Below are 21,156 nucleotides of genomic sequence, written 5' to 3'. Positions count from 1 at the left end.
GATTGAAGAATTAACATTTTAACAATCATTGCAACAATGTTAACTTTAGCTCCGTTGGTCGCGCTGGTGGTAAGCCTCTCACCAAGCCTATTGTCAGTTTTATATGGACGTTCGACCACCTCCAAAATGAATAGACACCCAATTTGGTGCCCTTTATTACGCCCGCAGAGGAAATTCTTTGCGGGCTTTTTTCTTTAAGTTGAAAGTCAGAGCGCACAGGATCAATTCTATTTGGTCAATCTCTCTACCTTGGAGGTAGTATACGAATCAACAAGCGGAGACAACTCTAGTAACTCTAACACCTTTTTCTCAAAGGTTTCATCAGCACTTCTCACCCAATCTAAAAACTTTTTTTGAGCAAACATAGGCTCGATTTCGTATAAAAACTCGATACTAAAGTAAAACTCATTTTTGATATGCAAATTGTAAACTCTTCGATAGTCCCTCTTATACTCCAAGTTACCTTCTACGTATTTTGAGTACGTTTTCTCTCCAACATCAATAGCCTGGCATTTAATTGGGGGGTAGCTGCGAAGAAACTCTCCTACGAGAAACTCTTCTTTCGCTCTCTTTTTTTCTTCGTTTATCGGCTCTAATCCCCAGCGATGATTTGCGTAATCGTTAGCATCATTCATCATCTCTGTATGATCTCCTTTCTTAGATCCTTCAGGAGACTCTAGAGCATGATAAAACTCCACATACTCTTTTTCTATGAATGAAGATAATTGATTGACAGATCTAATATTCTCATTGGCAGACTTGATCCTTAACCTAATATATAAACCACCTTGTTTATTTATAGGTAATAGAGGGTTTAATATTTTTTTTTGAAATGAGAAATAAATAGAAGCCAATTTTATTAACTTTTCATGCCGTTCTTCTTTTGAGTCAACATCGAATTGTTTTAACTCCACAAGATCTTGGTATACATGCCCTTCATATATATTGTTCGGACACTCAAATGACAATACTAAGTCATCTATCTGGAATACATTATGTAGCAAGTTTGAAAAATCTGGTTTTCCTCGAAAGCCATCTTTACAAATTTTAATAAGGCCCATATTTCTAACTCTTGTTCTTTAAATATGCATCAATACCTTTAAACGAGAGCCTGCAATATGAGTTCTAATTCAAGTAAAGGTAAGGCACATACTAAGGTATGATGAAGGTCAAAAAGGAGAACGGCTCTTTTCTAAATTTAAAATATCTAACATCGCCTCCAGTTTACTGAAATCTACACTTTTAAAAGTTACATCAGCTCCAGCGATAGCTCATCAAACACGCCAACGATTGATAATAAACTTGAGGATCTGAGCTCCACCTGTGAAATGAGAAACAAAAAAGCCAGCCTTAAAAGGCTGGCAAGTAGAGCAACAAGGTCAGTGCTTACTGCTGACTAGCACTGAACTCGTATTGGATTCATTTTCGTCTGTTAGTCTCTTTATCGGCGGTTATGACTTGCTTGCTTTCTCTTTGTGGCACGTTACCTTTACTAACTGTTCTTGCTCATCTTTAATGTTTTTCACGATACGCTCATCGCGTGCGTGGATGGCATCCATATTCATTTGCTGAATATCTGCTACAGCTTCATGCTTCATTTCAGAAAAGTCCTGACGTAAATCTGAGCTCCACTCCTCTTTGTCTAAAGTGTTAGCAGCAGCGATTGGTGATGACATTACAACAATAAGACTTAGAGTAGATAGAAATACGCTTTTCATAATAAGCTCCTTGAGGATTAGCAGTTCGTTTTAGTTACAATTTATATATTGCACATACGATGCCAACTTTTATTTTGTTATTTTTCAATAACTTAAACAAAACCATATATTCATCATTATCTCCATCTGGTAAATTTCGCTAACCAAGTGTTAAATTAACCAGGGAAATTAAAAACTCAAAAGCATTCATAATAAGAATAATTTATCAGGAGATTTTCTCGCTGTTCTTTCATCGAATAAATTACATAACAACCCACTCTAGAACTGCTTTGAATCAAAATACAGAAATAAAAAAGCAGCCCGAAGGCTGCTCCTAATCGTTAACATCAAGCTTGTTAACTCTATATATTTACTTCAACGCTCGACGTCACTGGCGACTTTCTGAAACGATTGATAAAGCGATGAATAAACCCCTTAATAGATCTGAAAATATTTTTAATATCTTCAAGCATTAAATACAAACAAGGCACCAGCACTAAAGTCAGAACCGTTGCATACAACACCGCAAAGCCCAAAGCGACAGCCATTGGTATGACAAAACGCGCCTGCAAGCTCGTTTCAAACATAATCGGCAATACACCCGCAAACGTCGTTATTGAGGTGAGCGTGATCGCTCGAAAGCGTGCACAGCCCGCTTCAACCACCGCTTGTTTGATGTTCATACCCTTTTCTCTCACTTGGTTTACGTAATCTGTCATAACCAGAGAGTCGTTGATAACCACGCCAGCAGCGGCGATCAAACCAAATGTCGACATCATACTGATATCCAAACCTAGCCAGAAGTGGCCCCAAATCGCCCCCGTCAGACTAAATGGAATGACTGACATTACAATCAAAGGTTGGGTATAACTTTTTAACGGTACGGCTAACAAGATGTAGACGATGATCATGCCTGCAATAAAGAACAGAATCTGTTCATTACGCTGCGCTGCCTGCTCTTCAATATCACCACCCAATTCCGTTTTCACACTCGGGAAGACTTGCTTCATGTCCGGTAAGATATTGTCGTCGATGATCTTCACGATTTCTTGAGGTTCAACCAATTCTTCGTCTATCGAACCATAGACATAAACGGTTTGATACCCGCCTTCACGTCGAATGCTACTCACGCCCGGCTGCTCGTTGATCTTCACCACATCACCCAGCATGACCTTCTTACCTGCTGGCGTGGTAATCACAGCGTAACGTAATGATGAAAATGCTTCACGTGTCAGTTGCGGGTAACGCACCATAACTTTGATTTCTTCACCATCACGAATAAGACGCTGTGCTTCACCACCGTAGAAGCTGCCACCCACTTGCTCTGCGATCATGGTGAGATCCAGTCCGAGATCGTACGCTACAGGCGCAAGAGAGAGGAGTACTTCTTTGCTTCCTGAATCAATAGAAGATGAAATATCGTATAACCCTTCTTCCTGCTGTAAACGCTCTATCAAGTAACGCCCAGCCTCGTTCAATTCATTAATATTAGAACCAAACAGCAAGTAACCAAACTCATCTCTGTCACCGCCACCCGCGCTCTGCTCGCGGATTTTGATGCTCTTCATTCCAGGAATAACTGGCATAGCTTCACGCCAACGTCGAGCAAGTTCAAATGTATTGAACGGGCGTAATTCCTCATCAACCAATGGCACTAAAACACGGCCTTCGGTACGGCTTCGGTTGTACGAAAGCACATCACGAATCATACCTTGACCATGTTCTGCGATGGTCTCTGATTCAATTTTTTGCATCACACGTTCGATGGTCTTAAGAGCGCTGATTGTTTGCTCACTTGAAACGGTATCGTTCATTTCAATAGTGATCGCAGGATAATCAGTAGGCACTTTAGGGTTAGGGATCACCCGAACATAATTCGCGTTGACCAAAGCCGCACTGATCAGCAGTAAACCGCAAAACACAGCAAACACGGTCCAGCGCCAATGCGTACATGTCGTTACAAAGTTACGATACGTACCGTTTACAAAGCCAAAAAAACGTTGGTTAAATCGGTCACGCCAGCCACCAGGTTTAACTGGCTTAAAGTGAGTATGTGCAAGGTGAGCAGGAAGGATTAACTTCGATTCAATCAAACTAAAGATCAAACAAAGAATCACAACACCCGCGATACCATAGAAGAAAGCACTATCAATACCGCTAGACAACAAGAAAGGGGCAAACACGGCAATTGTGGTTAAAACGCCAAAAGTAGCTGGCGTGGCAACACGTTTTACACCGCGAACCACATTTTCGACGCCACCGCCTTTTTCTTCAATTTCGCTGTAGGCGCTCTCTCCCATCACGATGGCGTCATCGACCACAATACCGAGCACCATAATGAAGGCAAAAAGAGATACGATGTTTACCGTGATCCCTAATGCAGGCATCATCATCACCGCGCCAAGAAAACACACTGGCAGCCCAATCATTACCCACATTGCCAAGCGAAAGCGCAAAAAAATGGTCAGCATAATCGCTACTAGAGCTGCGCCTTGCAGCAAGTTTTTCAACATCATGTCGAGACGACCATTTAAATAATAGGTCGTATCCACTAAGACTTTGAGCTTAACGTCCTGCGGTAATGTCTTATTTTTTGCTTCGATATAATTACGAACAGACTCGGCAACAGGGATAATGTTCTGATCGCGAGTCGCTTCAACAGACATGTAGATCGCATTTTGCCCTGAGTACTCAAAGTAGCGCTCTTCTTCCGTAAAGCCATCTTTGATCGTGGCGATATCTTGCAGTAAAACCTTCGCACCATTTGCGCCAAGCTTTACAGGAATATTCCTAAACTCATCACCACGGTAGTACTGATTTTCAATCCTTACTGCGATCATCCCTGAGTTTGTTTTGACTTCGCCCGCAGAAAAGTTGGCAGAATAACGACTGATCGCGCTGCTGATATCGCTCAACGTCAAGTCGTATTTACGAAGAACGAGTGGATCAACTTCAATCGCTATCTCTTCCTCTGGTGCACTCAAATACACCAACATGACATTTTTGAGTTGAAGTAATTCATCCTCGACTTGCTTAGCAATGGGTTTGAGCTCTTCAAGCGGTCGGTCCCCAACTAACCCCATTTCGATTACATCTTGGCGCCACTCAACTTGGTAGACATTGATCGGTTCCATACCGGCAGGTAAGTTGGATAAAGTATCAATGCGTTGATTTACATCATCCAAGACACGCTTGATATCAGCATTAACGTCTACCTCGATAGAGACATACGCGCTACCTCTAGAGGCCGTTGAGACCGTTTTTTTAATCCCGGTGACATCTTTAATCGATTCCTCAACCTTAACGAGAATGCTTTCTTCAATTTCTTGAGGTGAAGCGCCAGGATAAGTCGCACGAACATCAATGTAGTTAACCTCAATATTCGGAAACATCTGCCTTTGAATAAAGAGAAAACTCACCACACCCATGATGATGATGAACACCATCAAAAGGTTGGCAGCGACGGGGTTATTCGCAAAATAGGCAATTAAGCCCTTTTGTTTATTATCTTCCATGACAAACTCCTACTTACTGTACGACGGTTTCGGAGTCGTCACTCTTTTTTGCGATTTGTACCGCCATGCCTTTTTGAGGGTACTCCGGCAAGGTAAGTACCAACTTATCACTTTGCTCTAAGCCTTCCCCCACGAGTAAAAACTCACCTTCTGCTCTCAAGACCGTTACCGTCCGAGGTTGAAGTTGATTCTCACCATTCACTACCCATACCGTGCGATTTTTGACTAATTCCTGTGGCAGGCGATAGATATGCTTTAGCTCCTTACCTGTGAAGCTCACTTCAACGTAGGAGCCAAATTTAATTGGAGGCTGCTGATTATCAATACCATATGGGTCAGCGATTTGAATGACCATGTTAATCATTCGGGTAGCGCTATCAATCATGCCTAAATCACGAACCACTCGACCTTCTCTAGTGGTAGAAAATACACCTTGCTGCGTCACTGTCGCAGTGAGCTCATCAATGGATTCGGGTAAAAATGCACTATCAAAACCGGCGATTGGTACGTGCACCTCCGCCACTTCAATGTTGTTTAGCGTGGCAACTCGAGAGCCAGATGTGACAAATTGACCAACACCAATATCACGCTCAACAACCAGCGCATCGTAAGGTGCAACGACTTTGCAATTTTCTAAATCTCTTTTTGCTCGTTTGAGTGCCGCTTGAGCCGACTTCACTTGCGCTTGCGCGCTCAAAACGTGAGGCTTACGTAAATACAGGTCTGTCACTTGCTTATCGCTCAGTCTCTTAGCCTGGCGTTTTGCCACTTCCGCTTTGGCTTGCTCCTCAATCAAGCTCGCACGTGCGCTAGCTAAATTGGCCTCGGCTTGCAAAACCGACGCTTCGTAGTTGTCACTTTCAATCGTGAACAGTACTTCTCCTCGTTTCACGATCCCACCCGTTACAAAATTAGGGTGCCAACTTATCACTTCACCACTGACTTGCGCGGAAAGATGTGTTTTTTCAAAAGGGACTAACTCACCATGGCTGGTTATCACCACTTTATGATCGGTAGGAAAAAGAGAAGAGGCCTGAACGGTAGGCTCTGTAATGGCATCTTTGGTTGACTCTTTTTCCGGAGCTGTCGCAGCGATTGCGGCATATCCTGCATAAGATCCACCAACGACAACGAAAGGTAAAAGCCAACGTAATACGGGTTTTGCTAACATCGAAAATCCTTTTTTATTGTTGTTTTCATCACCATGCTTTTATTAAATCTTTGACTCCCTGTAAGCATGATGGTGAGGGAATTACATTTGAATAGACGTCAAAGCAGCGCGTACCTTGCTTTTTCGGTTGCTAACTACAGAGTTATTGCCAATTCAAAGTTAATAAAATTAACAAAAAATTAACTAACTTCGCAAGTTGCCCTGACTTAACTCTTCTTTTAAATAGCAAGGGACGTGCCAGGCATTTATTTATTAAAATTCAAAGAGTTATTATTACTCAACGATTTTAACCAGTGTGCTATTGGTCATAATCACCAGATATTAGTGATTATGACCAATTCAGACACAATCATAATTAAAATAAATGATTATCTGCGTTCAAAAAGGTGAACTTAATCCCGAGAACATGACAATTCATTGATTAATAGCCCGTTATCCAACCTTGTTGGATGCACGCTGCGGCAACTTAGGTCTATAATTTCTGATAAGTAACACTCTGTAAGACAAGGAAATGTACTTTGTTACATACACTCGCTAAGCTGCTCTTCCCTTCTTTATTCACAATTTTATCGGCGTGTTCATCCGTGTCATTGAACGATCCCAGTGAAAAATCCACTAGCTTCCAACTTGGGTATCAAGGTGACTCTGTGCTTGCACAGTACTTTGAAGCTTACGGGAAAGACCCAAAGTCAATCACTGGCTTTTCTCCTTTAAATCAAGGACACGATGCCCTTCTTGCTCGCACCTCTCTAATCGAGTCCGCACAAAAAAGCCTTGATCTTCAATACTATATTTACCGTGGTGACGAAACGAGTCAGCTAATAACGTGGCGCTTGTATGAAGCTGCAAAGCGTGGAGTCCGAGTAAGGCTGTTGCTTGACGATATGCAAAAGCGAAACGATGACGTGATGGCTGCCCTCAATGCACATCCTAATATCGAAATCCGCTTATTCAATCCGCATCAGTATCGCGACTCCCGCTGGTTCGCACTTGCCAGTGACTTTGAACGTCTTAATCGCCGTATGCACAATAAATCTCTGATTGCAGACAGTGTTTCTGCCATTGTCGGGGGTAGGAATATCGGCAATGAGTACTTTTCTTTTGAATCACAGGTCGAATTTGGTGATTTTGATCTACTGCTCTATGGTGAGGCGGTACAACAAACTGCAGATCAGTTCGACCTCTACTGGAATAGCGCCTATGCGATACCAATGGAATGGATAACACCGGACTCACAGCAAATTACCGACCTGGCGATTCAAAAGCAGGTCGACAAACTCCAGCTAGAGGAAAAGTTCTCAACCGGCCGTTATGACTTCACTAAACTGGATATGTACCAAGCTCTCAAACAAGGCAATCTCAAGCTCTACTGGGGAGAAGCAAAAGTATGGTTTGACTTACCCGATAAAGTTGCGACCCGAGAGAGCCAACTTATTGATAATTTAACGGAGCTGGTTAAAAGTGTTGAACATTCATTTGTTCTTATCTCCCCCTATTTCGTCCCAACCGAAGTCGGCACACAAGCATTGAGTAACGCGGCCAAGCGAGGCGTTGATATCACGATTGTGACCAATAGTCTCGCCTCTAACGACGTGTTTGCCGTGCATGGTTGGTACGCAAAATATCGAACAGACCTACTCGAAGCTGGGGTCAAGCTATGGGAAGTAAAAGCAAGCGCGAAACTCAAAAGCAAGTGGAGCCTCACGGGGAGCAGCAGAGCAAGTTTACACGCAAAAGCAATGACGATTGATGACAAAACTCTGTTTGTTGGCTCGATGAACTGGGATCCACGTTCAGCCGCTTTGAATACCGAAATGGCCGTTGTTATCGAACAGCCAGAATATGTGCAAATGTTTCTAGAACAACTGCCGAATCAATTGTCGAATAACGCCTATGCCTTAACTCTGCGCGACGGAGACATTGTCTGGACCGACATAAAAACAGGCAAAGAATATGATTCTGAACCAGAGGCCGGAGTATGGCGAAAAATGGGCGCTTGGTTCTCCGGCATATTGCCAATTGAAGATCAGCTATAACAATTGCCAATGTTTCAAAACCTCCCCGATAAAGCAAGACAAGAATGGACACTAGATTTGGGGAAACACAATAAATACAAGGAAGTTCAATGTCTGCACAATGGAACGAGTACTATCAGAAAATTTTAAACCAACCTCACCGCCCAAACGTAGAAAATGCCGTAAACCTATTGAAACTCGAGAGCAAAGTCGCTCTTGATATTGGCTGCGGAATAGGTCGAGACAGTCATTTCCTCCTCGAACAGGGGTTTAACGTTCACGCATTTGATAGCCATGAAGATGCAGTAAAAACTTGTTTAACACGCTTTGAAGGCCAGAAGCGTTTCTCAATTTCACAGTGCTGTTTTACTGAGTTTGACTACCCTCAATGCAGCCTGGTTATCGCGAATGCCAGTTTGTTCTTTTGCCCGGACGAAGGCTTTGAGCAAGTTTGGACCAAAATAGACAGTGCCTTACAACCTGGCGGTATCTTTTGCGGTGATTTCTTAGGAGTAAAAGACTCCTGGGTTGCATCAGAAATGCATCCGAACATTACCGCATTAACGAAAAAGGAAGTGGAAAGTTTATTCGCGGATTACGAACTCATTTCATTGAATGAAAGAGATGAAGACGGAACCACGGTAGTCGGAAGCCCAAAACACTGGCACATGTTTAGTGTAACCGCTCGCAAGCGCTAAAAGCGGTCTCTCAAGAAAGCAGCACTTCAAATCAGTGCTGCTATCAGCGATTAATTGACTGGATAAACCACTTCAAAACGCTCCAAAACTAGCATACGTTTCTCATGCCAATCTATGTTCAACTCATCGCATTCAGCTTTAAAAAATGCAGTATGCGCGTCACGCCACCAGTTTAAGGTTCTATCACCTTCGCCTTCTGCGTAGGCAAACTCTGCGGTTACATCCTCATATTTGCATGTGCTGACATCAGTAATTCGTATCACACAAACGGGGTCACCGTTCCAATTCGTGACGACTTGTAAATGGCCGACTTGTGGCATGGTTTCGCCATGCTCTCGATACCAAAGCTCCAAACTGCACGATGCAGTTTTCTGTCCAATACGAACCAAGTCTGCGCATAAATTCGCGTTGTATTCATCGGCACAATAATAGTCAGCACTAACTGATGGTACGGCTGCTCTTTGTTCTGGTGATAATAATTTTAGATACTGCTCTAAGTAATCCTTAGCTCGCGCGTCCATGCTCACTCCATTAATCATAAATTCGCAAGGAGGATAAAAGATATCACGGCAAATAACCACCAGGAACAAACTGAAAAACAACAAGAATATGACTTTTACGTAGACGACAATTATTTCTTTTGTAATAACTTTGCTAAACGTTTGTGCTATTTGCTATTGTTGCATGGTCTATCTGTACTCTTCTCGTGAAAGGACGTTTTATGCGCTTATTTATTGGTATTTTTTTCTCGCTGATACTTGCCTTGCCGACGATGGCATCGGACGAAAAGTATTCAGAATCGGATCTGTTAGATAGACCATTAATGGAACGCTATATTTTAGATGAGCTAAAAGCACTGCGTCAGGACTATCAGAGCCTAGAAAAACGAATGATCACAGAGATCACCGACCGCGAGCTGACGGTTGCGGATAAATCGTTGAACTATGCCAACGTGACCGTAACCTACTTCTTCTACATCATCGCAGGTGTCGCATCGCTGATCGCCTTTGTAGGCTGGCAATCTCTGCGTGAGTTTAAACACAACACCAAAGAGATGGCGGATAAACGATTAGAAAAGATCGCCCAAGAATACGAGAAGAAATTTGTCGCCCTTGAGCGAGATTTAAAACGCAAAACTCGCATTATCAGTGAAAACAATAAAGAAATTGAGAAAATCAACGAGATCCATAACTTATGGTTGCGTGCGCAAAGCTCACAAACACCAGAGCAACGTATTGAAATCTATGATGAGATCTTGCTGATTCGCCCAGGTGATTTAGAAGCGTTGACTTACAAAGCAGACGCCGCGATGGAAATCAACGAATACCACTGGGCACTAAGCATCTGTAACCGCGTACTTGAAGTCGATTACACCAATGGTCCTGCACTGTATCAACGCGCTTGTGCATACTCTCGTCTTGGCATTGAAGAGCAAGCCATTGAAGACTTGGAACGCGCTATTGAATACAGCCCATCTATTCGTGACTTGCTTGCCGAAGAGCGAGACCTCGAATTGCTGCATGGTAACGAGCGCTTTGAAAAGCTCTTACACCTAGCAAACGAATAATGGAATGAGCAGCATGAGTAGTCACTTTAACTTAGAAGACGCCAGCCAAGTGTTGGTTGGCGCTTTTGCCCTCGCCGTCCCCATCTCTTTTTCTGAAGAGGCGTGGCGACTGGGTGAAAGCTTGCCAATGGCAAACCTGCTCATGCTGTTAAGCCTTTCTGTCATTTTCCTCAGTTTTTTCGCCTATCAAAGCGTGTTCCAAAGCCACATAAAAAATCGCGTATCCATTTTTATTTTTCGTGTGGTTATCGCGTACCTCATTGCGGCCGTTGTGGTGGCGTTAGTTCTTTTCTGTCTTGATAAGCTGCCACTCATGAATGAGCCTTTGGTTGCGATAAAACGGGTCATCGTCATCACAATGCCGGCGTCAATGGGTGCGATTGTGGTGGACAGTTTCGACAAAGAATAGGAATAACACCTACTCTTCTAACGTTAAGTTAGAACCCGAGTGGTCTTTGCCTAACACATCTTCTGGGTTTCGCAGTGCGCAGGTTTCTAACGACAAACACCCGCAGCCAATGCATCCGCCCAAATCGTTTTGCAGGGCTTTGAGCTTTTGAATTTTTTGCTCCAACTGTTCATGCCAATGGCTCGCCATGACTTCCCATTGCTGTTTGTTTGGCGCTTGATGTTTCGGCAGCTCATCTAGCGCATGTTTGATCTCTTCTAACGACAACCCCACTTGCTGCGCCGCTTTAATCACCGCAACACGGCGCAAAACGCTGCGGTGGTAGCGGCGCTGATTACCTTGATTTCTCCAGCTCGAAATCAGTCCTTTTTGCTCGTAAAAATGTAGGGCAGATACTTTCACTCCAGAACGTTTTGCCACTTCTCCTACGCTGATTTCCATCCTTGACTCCCTGTGTATCAATTTTGTTAAAAAATGCTTTACCTCAAGTTTACTTAAGGTTTTAAAGTTGCACCATCTTAATTAACGCTAAACCCAGATGGTCTCGAAATAATGCGTTCGGAATGAACAAGTTGGTCGACAAACATAGCACCGTTATAAGTCAACGTTTTGAAATCCAAAGGGAACTTGAGGCAAACATAATGAAAAATAAAACTCAGCCGTACTTAGCAGGCCGCTTCTTCGACAGTATCTCCTCTGGCTTATTCATGATGGCGCTGCCATGGGTCATGCTTTCCGAACCTAACATGGGTACATTCGTCGCTTTAGTTTCTCTGAGCTGCACCGCGATTTCTTTTCTGGCAACGCCTTTCTTTTCCACTTTAGTTGACCGACATTCACGCAAAGTACTACTCGTGCTCAATCAATGGATTCAATCGGGCATGGCTTTGGTGGTGTTCATTGCTTATTGGTTGGGTTTTGAGTCCCACTGGCTGCTTGCTTTTGCGCAATTGGTGTATTGGGTTTCGAGTAATTTTGCATGGACGACCAACAACGCCTTCACCCAAGAAAATTATCAGCACCATGAGTATGCGAAAATTTCGGGTCAGCAAGAAATTGTAATGCAATCCACGACCCTCGGAGCTGGCGCGTTGGGTATTGTTTTGCTTGAAATGTGGGGCATGAAAGAGTTTGCTTTGTTTGCAGCCAGCGCATCCGCTTTGGCGGCGATGTTTTATATTCTGACGCCGTATACCCAACAATTAAGGGCATCAAAATCTGTTGCTTTCATCGCACAACTCAAAGAGAGCAAACAAATATTCCGTCTCGAACCCCGCTTTTATGGCTTTATTCTGCTCTCTTGTCTCTCTTATCCTGCATTGACGTATTTGAGCAAATTGGTGCCGATTTGGTTTTCTGAACAAGGCATCTCTGGCGATTGGTTTGCAGGGTTTAACATCAGTTTTGGTCTCGGCTCGTTGCTAACTGGTTTCATTGTCACCAAAGTGCTGAGTCGCGCCTCCCATAGCCACATTATGTTTGCTTCGATGGTCATGGTATCTCTAGCGTTTATCGGAATGAGTTTTGCGATAAGCCCGCTGACCATCTTATTGTTTACGGCTCTGTTTGGTGTGTTTAACGCGCTAAATCGCATTGCGAGAGTCAACTGGATGCATCACACCGTAGCGGTTCATCAACGAGGTCGCGTCGATGGCGGCATCAGCATGTTTGCCACCACCATTCAATCTCTCAGTTACGTGTTAATCGCGATGTTGAGTCATTACGAGCTAACACAATACGGTTTTGCAATAGCAGCTGTTGTCATGGTGTTAGCAGTGGTTTTGATGGGATTACTCAGTCGAGACGTCGAGCCGTTTAACTACCTGCCCCTTAATGCGGCTGCAAAGTAAAGCGATAGAAATAGAGATGACGAAAAGGAAGGCAACCAACATCGTCTTCCTATTTTTTATGCCAGCACTTTTGCCTCTATCGCTCATCAGCAAGGTTGGGTATTCTGAGGCGACCAACATGAGCAGAAGGAATTCACATTGAACTTAAGACAATTGGAAGTCTTTTACGCCATTATGCAAGCAGGAACGGTGTCAGGCGCGGCTCGCTTACTGCACGTTTCCCAACCTAATGTCACTCGAGTTCTCGCCCATACAGAACAACAACTGAGCTTCGCTTTATTTGAGCGTGTAAAAGGTCGTCTCGTTCCCACTCAAGAAGCCAAAGCCTTATTGCCAGAGGCAGAAAAAGTCTATCAACAACTCGGACAGTTTCGATCTCTGACCAACAAAGTCAAACAGGGAACTCAACATTTACGAGTCGGTGCCCCGCCTGTTTTGGCCGCACACTTGTTAGCGCCGACTGTCGCGTTGTTGTCGAAAGAGCACGGCATCTCCTTTGAGCTCTTAACGGCCAATCGCGATGAGCTGTGCTCAGGATTGCTGAAACATGAACTGGATGTCGCCATTGCGTTCGGTGAAGAAACGCCACCAGCGATCATGGGACACATGTTATTAAAAGAAAACTTGGTGCTAATCGCCCCTAAAAGTGCAGCGATACCCGAAGAAAAAACCGTCATTTTAGAAGAACTCATCAGTCACGATTTACCCATTATCGGTTTAGATAGCCGAGATCCTCTGGGCTTATTGCTGCATCAAACCTTATCGGCGCGTGACGAGCATTATCAACATGCCATTACCGTCCGCAGCTACTCCGCGGCGGCTGAACTGGTGAAAAACGAAGCAGGATTCGCCATTGTAGACCCTTGGACTGCAAAACAATATCGCCAAGATAATGCCGTTTCCGTGCATTCTTTGGAGCCAAATATGTCCTTCTCTGTCTCTATTTTATTCGCAGAGCACACGCCTCAATCCATTGCGACAAAGCAATTTATCACCGCCCTAAAACAACAGATGGTGTAAAGGTATAACCTGAAGTCATACCTGCCTAACAAATAAGCATTCGGTTTCCTAAATCAGTCTGGCTACATTAATGAGCAATAACGATGACGAAGGGAACCATCATGCAAATTGCTCAACCTTACCTACTCTTTCTTGGCGATGTAACCGATCCACTCGCAGCAAAAACCGCGCGTGGTATATATCAATGGCGACCTGAGATTTGTCTTGGCCAAATCCGCCTGACGCCAGAAACCGTATCGCTTGGTTTAACCGACATGACACTACAACAAGCGCAGCAGCAAGGAGCAAAAACGCTGGTGCTCGGCACGGCAAATCCAGGAGGCGTCATTCCCGAAGCTTGGCAAGCAACCTTACTTGAAGCGGCAGAAATGGGATTTGAAATTGCATCGGGCATGCACCAACGTTTGGCGGAATTTGCTCCTCTTGCCGATCTAGAACAACGCGGATTAACCAAACTATATGATGTTCGCCATTATGATGCCCCGCTCAAGGTCGGCAATGGCAAAGCTCGCGCAGGCAAGCGAGTACTTACTGTAGGAACAGATTGCTCCGTTGGCAAAATGTACTCTGCCCTTGCCATTGAACACGCATTAAAGCGTAAAAACTGTCGCGCAGAGTTCAAAGCAACGGGTCAAACGGGAATTCTCATCGCAGGCAGTGGCATTTCAATTGATGCCGTAGTTGCCGATTTTATCTCCGGCGCAGTAGAAGCGATCAGCCCCGACTTCACCGACCACGATTGGGACATCATCGAAGGGCAAGGTTCGTTATTTAACCCTTCGTTTTCTGGCGTAAGTTTGGGCTTACTTCACGGCGCACAAGCGGACGCTCTGGTACTGTGCCATGAGATTGGTCGCCCACACATCCGCAACTTACCACATGCGAGCTTGCCAACCATTGAACAAACGATAGAAGCGAATCTGGCCGCTGCTCGCCTAACAAATCCAAAAGCTCAATTAGTGGGTATTTGCTTAAACACTTCGGCGATCAGCGAAGAAGATGCTGTCCAGTTATGCCAGGATTGGAGCGACAAATATCAGGTGCCCGTCACCGACCCTGTGCGTTTTGGCGTTAATGCGGTTGCAGATAAGATCCTTACTATTTAAGAAACATTTACGGTTTAGAAAATAACTGCGGTTTAGGGAAAACTAGTGAGATGAAAATTCATGTAGAACCCGTCACGATTGCTATGGCGACACCATTTCGCATCTCTCGCGGCAGTCGGACAGAGTGCCACGTAGTCCGCGTGACAATTGAACATCGAGGCATGATCGCCCAAGGAGAATGCACGCCATACCCTCGTTATGGTGAATCAGTTGAATCGGTAATTAAGGCGATTTCTCACGCCGCGCATGAACTGCAAAGTTTGTATGCCAAAGGCGAAGCTGATGTCATGGCTCTCAAAAGCCAGCTTCAATCGTTATTGCCCGCAGGAGCGGCAAGAAATGCATTGGATTGCGCGCTTTGGCATCTTCTTGCGCTTTTGAGCCACAAGCAGCAGGTTCACGACCTCTTTACGTTACCCGAGGCGATTGTGACGGCGATGACGGTTTCTATCGACACGCCGCAAGCGATGGCAAAACAGGCGCAAGCTTACCTTAGCCAAGGCGCAAAACTGCTTAAGGTAAAACTGGATGGTGAACACGTGATTGAGCGCGTTGCAGCAGTACGTGACGCCTCGCCGCACGCACAAATTGTCTTAGATGCGAATGAAGCGTGGCGAAACCTCGACATCGCGACGGTATTTGATCAACTCGAACCGTTTAATATCACCATGATCGAGCAACCGTTGCCACAAGACTGCGACGACGTACTCGCTAGCATTCCGCACCCCATTCCACTTTGCGCCGATGAAAGTTGTCACACCAGAGAGCAATTGCATCAACTGCTTGGCAAATATGAAATGGTGAATATTAAGCTAGATAAAACGGGCGGGCTCAGTGAAGCATTATTGCTGGCCGACGATGCAAAAAAACTCGGTTTTAGCCTCATGTCCGGTTGTATGTTGGGGACGTCGCTGGCGATGCGTGCTGCGTTACCCATTGCTGCTCAGGCGAGCGTTGTCGATGTTGATGGCCCGGTGTTGCTCGGACAAGATATAACGCCGAGCTTAGTTTATCGCGACGGCGAAATCGTTCTTTCCAAATAGCCTAAACAATCCAGAGGTTTTGATCGAAAAGTCAGAACCTCTGAGTTTATGATCTCGATTAAAAAACAATCAGCCCCATCATGAAATAAGTCACATAAATTATACGGTTATTACGGCATGCTAAGATTACAGTAGTCCAAGAAGGTGGTCTTATGCATCGAGTCATCCGGAAAATGACATGGAAGACGAATAGGCGGTAATCCCGCCCTACTCCAATGCAGTGCGTGGGTTTCTCTAACAACCCACTTCCTAGCAATTCGTAGGTTTTTCACGCCATCTTGCAAGGAGGCTCTATGCCTATAAACAAAATACGCAATATCGCTTTCGTCGGCCAAACCGGGACCGGTAAAACCACGCTGATAGAAAAACTGCTCTTCACCTGCGATGCCACTCACCATTTAGGCAGCGTAGAAAAAGGCGATACCGTTACCGACTTCGACCCTCAATCCATCCAATATCAACACAGCATTGAAGCAACGCCAGTCGCACTGCGCTGGAATAAACATCGGCTCAATATCATCGACACTCCGGGACAAAACGAGTTACTTGGCCGTACGATCAGCGTCTTTCCTGCCGTTGAAACATCCGCCCTTGTCATCGACCCTCAAACACCACTAAACCAAACTTCCGATCGCTTATTTACCTTTGCTAAAGAGCAGCAAAAATGTCAGATGATCATCATCAATAAGCTCGATAACCACGGTCATCAGTTAGAGAGATTGATGGAGAACATCGTTGAGCATTTTGGGGACCACTGCTTACCGATCAACTTACCTTCGGCTGACGGGGAATCTGTAGTTGACTGCTATTTCGAACCAGAATTGGGACGAGAAACCTTACTTGCAACGGTAGATGAAGCTCATGAGACCTTGATTGACCAAGTTATCGAAGTCGATGAAGAACTGATGGAACTGTATCTGGAACAAGGTTCCGAACTCACCGCAGAGCAACTGCATGATCCGTTTGAAGAAGCACTGAGAACTGGACATGTGATTCCGGTCTGTTTTGTCTCAGCACAAACCGGCGCGGGCGTCGAGCTTCTGCTTCGTACCTTGGCGGAGATCATGCCCATGCCAAACGAAGGTAACCCTCCTCTATTGGAAAAGAACGGCAAAAAAATCAAAGTAAATTGCGAAACCTTAGAGCACACCGTCGCACACGTGTACAAAGTCAGCGTCGACCCATATATGGGAAAACTTGCCTACTTACGTGTGTATCAGGGTGAAATCAATGCGGGCAGCCAGCTTTATATTGGCGAAAGCAATAAGGCATTTAAAGTTGGGCACTTATATCAACTGCAGGGCAAAGATAGAACCGAGATCCCTCGTGCGCTTGCAGGCGACTTCTGCGTTTTAGCCAAAGTGGATGATCTCGAATTCGATTCAATCGTTCATGACTCTCACGAAGAAGATGGTGTTCAGCTCAAGACGTTAGACCTTCCTGACTCCATGTATTCTTTGTGCTTGAAGCCTCTTAAGCGTGGAGATGAGCAAAAATTAGGCGATGTACTGAATAAAATCGCCAGCGAAGATCCTTCGCTGCGCATCGAACATCGCGCTCGCACCAACGAAACCATCATCAGCGGCCAAGGGGAGTTTCACCTCAAAGTCGCATTAGAAAAGATGGCTAACGTGTACAAACTGGACGTCGAAACCTGCCAACCAAGCGTCGAATACTTTGAAACCATCACCAAACCTGCAGAAGGGCATTATCGACACAAAAAACAAAGTGGCGGTGCAGGCCAGTTTGGTGAAGTGCAATTGAAGGTTCGCCCACTCGAGCGCGGCGCAGGATTTAAGTTCATCAACAAAGTGGTGGGTGGCGCCATTCCAACCGCGCTTATTCCCGCGGTCGAAAAAGGTATTTTACAAGCACTCGAAGAAGGGGCGATTTCTGGCAACCCAATTAAGGATGTGGAAGTCACCGTTTATGACGGTAAATATCACTCCGTCGATTCGAAAGAAATTGCGTTTGTCATCGCAGGTAAGAAAGCCTTTTTAGATGCGATCAACAACGCTGATCCTATTGTGCTGGAGCCCATTGTCCAAATGGAGTTACACGTCCCAACCACAAACGTCGGTGACGTGTCTGGGGATTTGTCAGGTAATCGAGGATTAATAGAAGGCACCGAACCGATTGATAGCCAATTCACGTTGTTGAAAGCCAAATCGCCAGTAAACGAGTTGCAAGATTACGCTCGTCGATTGCGAGCTATCACGGGTGGTGAAGGCAGTTTTAGTATGACTTTAAGCCATTACGAGCCCGCGCCACCAGCAGTGCAAAAACAAGTCTGCCAAGGCAGTGCTCAACAAGGTTAATTCCCTAAGATTCAAATCAATCAAATAAAAAAGCGCCCTCAAAATGAGGGCGCTTTTAGGTAAATTAAAATTTATTTATCGAGAGACAAACCGATCTGACTGATTTTGTTTTCAAACTCTTCGATGCTGTTCGCTTTGTAAGTCGGAGCACCGTTAAAGTAGCGCGGTTTCTCTGGCAGCATCGCATTTTTCAGCTCTTGTTCTTGATCGATATTGTCATGATAAACCGTTACACGATTTGGAATATCCTGCTTTATTACAGCCATAGTGGTTCTCCTTGTTTAAATCGAACATTAAGCGTAGAACGTGGTTAGCGATGCGTAAAAGCCTCTGTGTAAAATTTAGACACTAGCGACAATTTTATACTCAAACCATTGCATTATTTTGTTTCAATGTTCTCTTTAAGTATTCTTGGTGCGCACACCTTTCGCGTTTAAGATAAGTGAAGATTCCACCATCAAAAGACAGGATGTTTCATGTCAAAGCAAGAGCTTAACCAGATGGGCAGTGCCAAAGTTTATCTGGTAGAAAAACACGGCATTTCATTCATTGAAAAGCAGCAGGTAGAACAGGTTGAGGTCGCTTTTTATCAACACCAGGCTAAACCATTCAATGAACTTGGCATTCTTGCACCTGAGCTCATTGATTACGATCACCAACAAAATACGTTGCGAATCGAGTATATTCCGCACTCTGTCAATCAAGAATTCCTGCTTGAAGAGCCGCGCGTGATAGAACAACTAGCTAAAATACATAGACTATCTCCGACATCAAATGGTGTTTATCATCCTCATCAGTGGACACAACCAGCCACTTCCCAAGCTTTAAGCACGCTCAAACTAGACGCAAAAACAGAGCGGTTCTTTTATCAGCTACAAGAGCAATCCGGCCCGCTTTTCAACGCCAAAAATTTGATCTCTGGAGACACCAATGCCGGGAACTGGGGGCGACGAGATAATGGCGATTTGGTGCTGTTCGACTGGGAACGTTTTTCGACAGGGCATATCGCGATAGATTTAGCGCCACTAGTCAAAGGCATGGGCACATTCGAAGATTATCTTGATGTGGCGCATACCTATACCAAGACTGCAAATCAAGGCGATGCGAGTAATTTGGCAAGAACGATTGCAGTAGCTAAAACGTGGATGGTGGTAGAAGTGGTGAACATACTGGTCTCGAGACAGAACCCACAGACCAGTAAATACATTGACTGGTTTAAACACACCTTACCGAAATGGGCAAAAGATCTTAGCGCTCAGATGACGAGTTAGGTTCGGATATTTGATACAAACGTCTTTCAGGCTCTGCACAAGAGGTTTCACAATTGCACACCTTATCAACACCGACATTATTCAATCCGCCACAACTCCCTTGAATACGCTTGTTGTGGAAAATGACGCCAAGCGACATCAACAAAATGATTGCGAGAAAACCAAGAAAGGTAAATAACCAAACCATATTAACCTGCCTTATTAGCCATCGTCTTTAGCCTAAGTATAGCAGGGCGAGATGTCACTTTAAGTAGCCCTGTTGGTGCTTTCGGTCTTGTCAGCAAGGAGGGTTTGGATTTTTTGCCACCACAACCACAGGAACCGCAACCGCCTTTTGGCTTGTGAGCACTTTTCTTATGATTGTTTGAGGGACGACCTTGAGACGGCTCAATGAGAGGCTCTCTTGGAACCGCAAGTACATCTTCCAATGAGCTACGGGTAGAAAGCCTGAATACTTGCGTGCCACTACGAAGTAATTTGGCTAGTGCGCGTTCACCGATATTTCGTACAAGTACAGCATCCACATTGTACTCTTGCAGAGACTGAATTAACTGAGACTTCGCATTGCAACCTGCTTGTGGCATCGAAGCAATGTTCGCTAAGTTTTTCAGCATACCGTCAGTATCAGAATAAATAGCAATATATGGTGCTTTAACAAAGTGGTTTGCCACCCGCTCACCATCATTAGGAATAGCATAAATCATAAGTTTGACTCCTCATCCGGAAAAACTAATGCATGACCTTCAACTAAACTTTTTGCGACTTTCAATCTTGCACTTTTTACTGTGTTACCAAAAGTTTGTCTAGAGACGCCCATCTGTTCAGCAGCTTGCTGCTGGCTAAGACCCTCTAAATCGGCCAAACGCAGTGCTTCTAGCTCTTCTGGTAATATGGCGACTTGCTCCAACTGATGAAATGGCACGCCATTGGGTTTGAAACAATGGTGTGCAGCACGTCCGCATATTCGTCTTTCTATCTTTGGTCTTGCCATCATTATCCCTCGAAAACACAGGGTCAAATTACGCCTTAAACTGGCATATGCCAATAACATTTTTAGCATATGCCAATAAACTAAGTTTGCAAAAATCGACACGATAAATACGTAAGACATCAGGATTAATTAGATATCTAAGAATTGACAAACTTTGGTGACAAACGAGCAAAAAGATCAATTCTAATTATCTAGATAATAAAAACGTTAGTTTGCGCAGACTTTTCATACAAATACGCGCTAATGTATTCATTTTATTGGAGAAGAAAAACTATAATCCGATCAAATCATTCATTTGAACACTAATGATTATTTTATTAAAAGGGTGTCTACCTAAGTAACTATAAAGTGCAGGTCGACCGCATTGAAATGAGCCTAAAGGGTAAAACAATAGATGGAGGACCTATCGAACCACCAATCATTACTTGGTCTACGATCCCAGCCATTCTTGCTGAATCACATCTCTTGAGGGCACCTAGATATAT

The 21,156-nt window shown here is 44.4% G+C and carries 20 protein-coding genes; 10 read left to right on the top strand and 10 right to left on the bottom strand.

The window, feature by feature from the left end; translation table 11 throughout:
- Positions 1–227: 227 nt before the first annotated feature.
- From OO778_RS22250 to OO778_RS22235, 4 genes are all read right to left on the bottom strand, one after another.
- Positions 228–1,061, bottom strand: a complete 834-nt coding sequence (locus OO778_RS22250; RefSeq protein WP_074189829.1) for a DNAase — start codon at positions 1,059–1,061, stop codon at positions 228–230.
- Positions 1,062–1,451: 390 nt separating this feature from the next.
- On the bottom strand, positions 1,452–1,718 hold the full coding sequence (locus OO778_RS22245; RefSeq protein ID WP_046873807.1) for a hypothetical protein: 267 nt from the start codon (positions 1,716–1,718) through the stop codon (positions 1,452–1,454).
- 341 nt (positions 1,719–2,059) lie between these two features.
- On the bottom strand, positions 2,060–5,212 hold the full coding sequence (locus OO778_RS22240; RefSeq protein ID WP_258615103.1) for an efflux RND transporter permease subunit: 3,153 nt from the start codon (positions 5,210–5,212) through the stop codon (positions 2,060–2,062).
- A 13-nt stretch (positions 5,213–5,225) separates the two neighbouring features.
- On the bottom strand, positions 5,226–6,383 hold the full coding sequence (locus OO778_RS22235) for an efflux RND transporter periplasmic adaptor subunit (protein WP_074189827.1): 1,158 nt from the start codon (positions 6,381–6,383) through the stop codon (positions 5,226–5,228).
- Positions 6,384–6,901: 518 nt separating this feature from the next.
- On the opposite strand from OO778_RS22235, the gene OO778_RS22230 reads away from it, so the two are divergent.
- Positions 6,902–8,419 (top strand): phospholipase D family protein, encoded by a 1,518-nt coding sequence (locus tag OO778_RS22230; protein ID WP_046873810.1) that lies wholly within the window; start codon positions 6,902–6,904, stop codon positions 8,417–8,419.
- Between the two features lie 89 nt (positions 8,420–8,508).
- Complete coding sequence (locus OO778_RS22225) at positions 8,509–9,096, top strand: class I SAM-dependent methyltransferase (protein ID WP_074189826.1); 588 nt, start codon at positions 8,509–8,511, stop codon at positions 9,094–9,096.
- Between the two features lie 50 nt (positions 9,097–9,146).
- Here the strand turns inward: OO778_RS22225 and OO778_RS22220 are convergent, their stop codons facing one another.
- The gene (locus OO778_RS22220; protein ID WP_074189825.1) at positions 9,147–9,617 is read right to left on the bottom strand and encodes an ASCH domain-containing protein; all 471 of its coding nucleotides are present in this window, start codon (positions 9,615–9,617) and stop codon (positions 9,147–9,149) included.
- A 200-nt stretch (positions 9,618–9,817) separates the two neighbouring features.
- Between OO778_RS22220 and OO778_RS22215 the strand changes: the two genes are divergently transcribed.
- Both OO778_RS22215 and OO778_RS22210 read left to right on the top strand, forming a co-directional pair.
- On the top strand, positions 9,818–10,663 hold the full coding sequence (locus tag OO778_RS22215) for a tetratricopeptide repeat protein (protein ID WP_005392681.1): 846 nt from the start codon (positions 9,818–9,820) through the stop codon (positions 10,661–10,663).
- A 13-nt stretch (positions 10,664–10,676) separates the two neighbouring features.
- Positions 10,677–11,072: a DUF2391 family protein gene (locus OO778_RS22210; RefSeq protein WP_005373896.1), complete on the top strand. Its 396-nt coding sequence runs from the start codon at positions 10,677–10,679 to the stop codon at positions 11,070–11,072.
- Positions 11,073–11,081: 9 nt separating this feature from the next.
- Here the strand turns inward: OO778_RS22210 and soxR are convergent, their stop codons facing one another.
- Positions 11,082–11,513: a redox-sensitive transcriptional activator SoxR gene (soxR, locus tag OO778_RS22205; protein WP_005392679.1), complete on the bottom strand. Its 432-nt coding sequence runs from the start codon at positions 11,511–11,513 to the stop codon at positions 11,082–11,084.
- A 200-nt stretch (positions 11,514–11,713) separates the two neighbouring features.
- On the opposite strand from soxR, the gene OO778_RS22200 reads away from it, so the two are divergent.
- The 5 genes from OO778_RS22200 to fusA all read left to right on the top strand — a co-directional run bounded on the left by OO778_RS22200 (position 11,714) and on the right by fusA (position 18,409).
- Entirely contained in the window at positions 11,714–12,922 is a 1,209-nt protein-coding gene (locus OO778_RS22200) for an MFS transporter (RefSeq protein ID WP_264911727.1), read from the top strand.
- Between the two features lie 138 nt (positions 12,923–13,060).
- A complete protein-coding gene (locus tag OO778_RS22195; RefSeq protein ID WP_264911726.1) occupies positions 13,061–13,942 on the top strand; it encodes a LysR family transcriptional regulator in 882 nt (293 codons plus the stop codon).
- Between the two features lie 101 nt (positions 13,943–14,043).
- Positions 14,044–15,048 (top strand): N-acetyltransferase DgcN, encoded by a 1,005-nt coding sequence (dgcN, locus tag OO778_RS22190; protein ID WP_065646382.1) that lies wholly within the window; start codon positions 14,044–14,046, stop codon positions 15,046–15,048.
- Positions 15,049–15,098: 50 nt separating this feature from the next.
- Positions 15,099–16,091, top strand: coding sequence for an N-acetyl-D-Glu racemase DgcA (dgcA, locus tag OO778_RS22185; RefSeq protein WP_264911725.1), 993 nt, complete (start codon positions 15,099–15,101; stop codon positions 16,089–16,091).
- Between the two features lie 293 nt (positions 16,092–16,384).
- Complete coding sequence (gene fusA, locus OO778_RS22180) at positions 16,385–18,409, top strand: elongation factor G (RefSeq protein ID WP_170892174.1); 2,025 nt, start codon at positions 16,385–16,387, stop codon at positions 18,407–18,409.
- Positions 18,410–18,480: 71 nt separating this feature from the next.
- On the opposite strand, the gene OO778_RS22175 is transcribed toward fusA, so the two are convergent.
- Positions 18,481–18,675: a hypothetical protein gene (locus tag OO778_RS22175; protein ID WP_164665409.1), complete on the bottom strand. Its 195-nt coding sequence runs from the start codon at positions 18,673–18,675 to the stop codon at positions 18,481–18,483.
- A 210-nt stretch (positions 18,676–18,885) separates the two neighbouring features.
- On the opposite strand from OO778_RS22175, the gene OO778_RS22170 reads away from it, so the two are divergent.
- Complete coding sequence (locus OO778_RS22170; RefSeq protein ID WP_264911722.1) at positions 18,886–19,680, top strand: aminoglycoside phosphotransferase family protein; 795 nt, start codon at positions 18,886–18,888, stop codon at positions 19,678–19,680.
- Here the strand turns inward: OO778_RS22170 and nqrM are convergent.
- The 3 genes from nqrM to OO778_RS22155 are packed head-to-tail and all read right to left on the bottom strand — an operon-like array spanning position 19,658 to position 20,671.
- A complete protein-coding gene (gene nqrM, locus OO778_RS22165; RefSeq protein ID WP_005392671.1) occupies positions 19,658–19,867 on the bottom strand; it encodes a (Na+)-NQR maturation NqrM in 210 nt (69 codons plus the stop codon). The genes OO778_RS22170 and nqrM overlap by 23 nt on opposite strands.
- A gap of 1 nt (position 19,868) precedes the next feature.
- Positions 19,869–20,384 carry a NifB/NifX family molybdenum-iron cluster-binding protein gene (locus OO778_RS22160; protein ID WP_167427264.1) on the bottom strand — a complete coding sequence of 172 codons (516 nt, stop codon included), beginning with the start codon at positions 20,382–20,384 and terminating at the stop codon, positions 19,869–19,871.
- Entirely contained in the window at positions 20,381–20,671 is a 291-nt protein-coding gene (locus OO778_RS22155) for a DUF134 domain-containing protein (RefSeq protein ID WP_005392669.1), read from the bottom strand. The genes OO778_RS22160 and OO778_RS22155 overlap by 4 nt, the downstream gene beginning before the upstream one ends.
- Positions 20,672–21,156 lie beyond the last annotated feature (485 nt).

The sequence above is a fragment of the Vibrio sp. STUT-A16 genome, assembly GCF_026000495.1.
GTDB lineage: Bacteria > Pseudomonadota > Gammaproteobacteria > Enterobacterales > Vibrionaceae > Vibrio > Vibrio diabolicus.
This window is presented reverse-complemented; position numbering and strand designations above follow the sequence as displayed.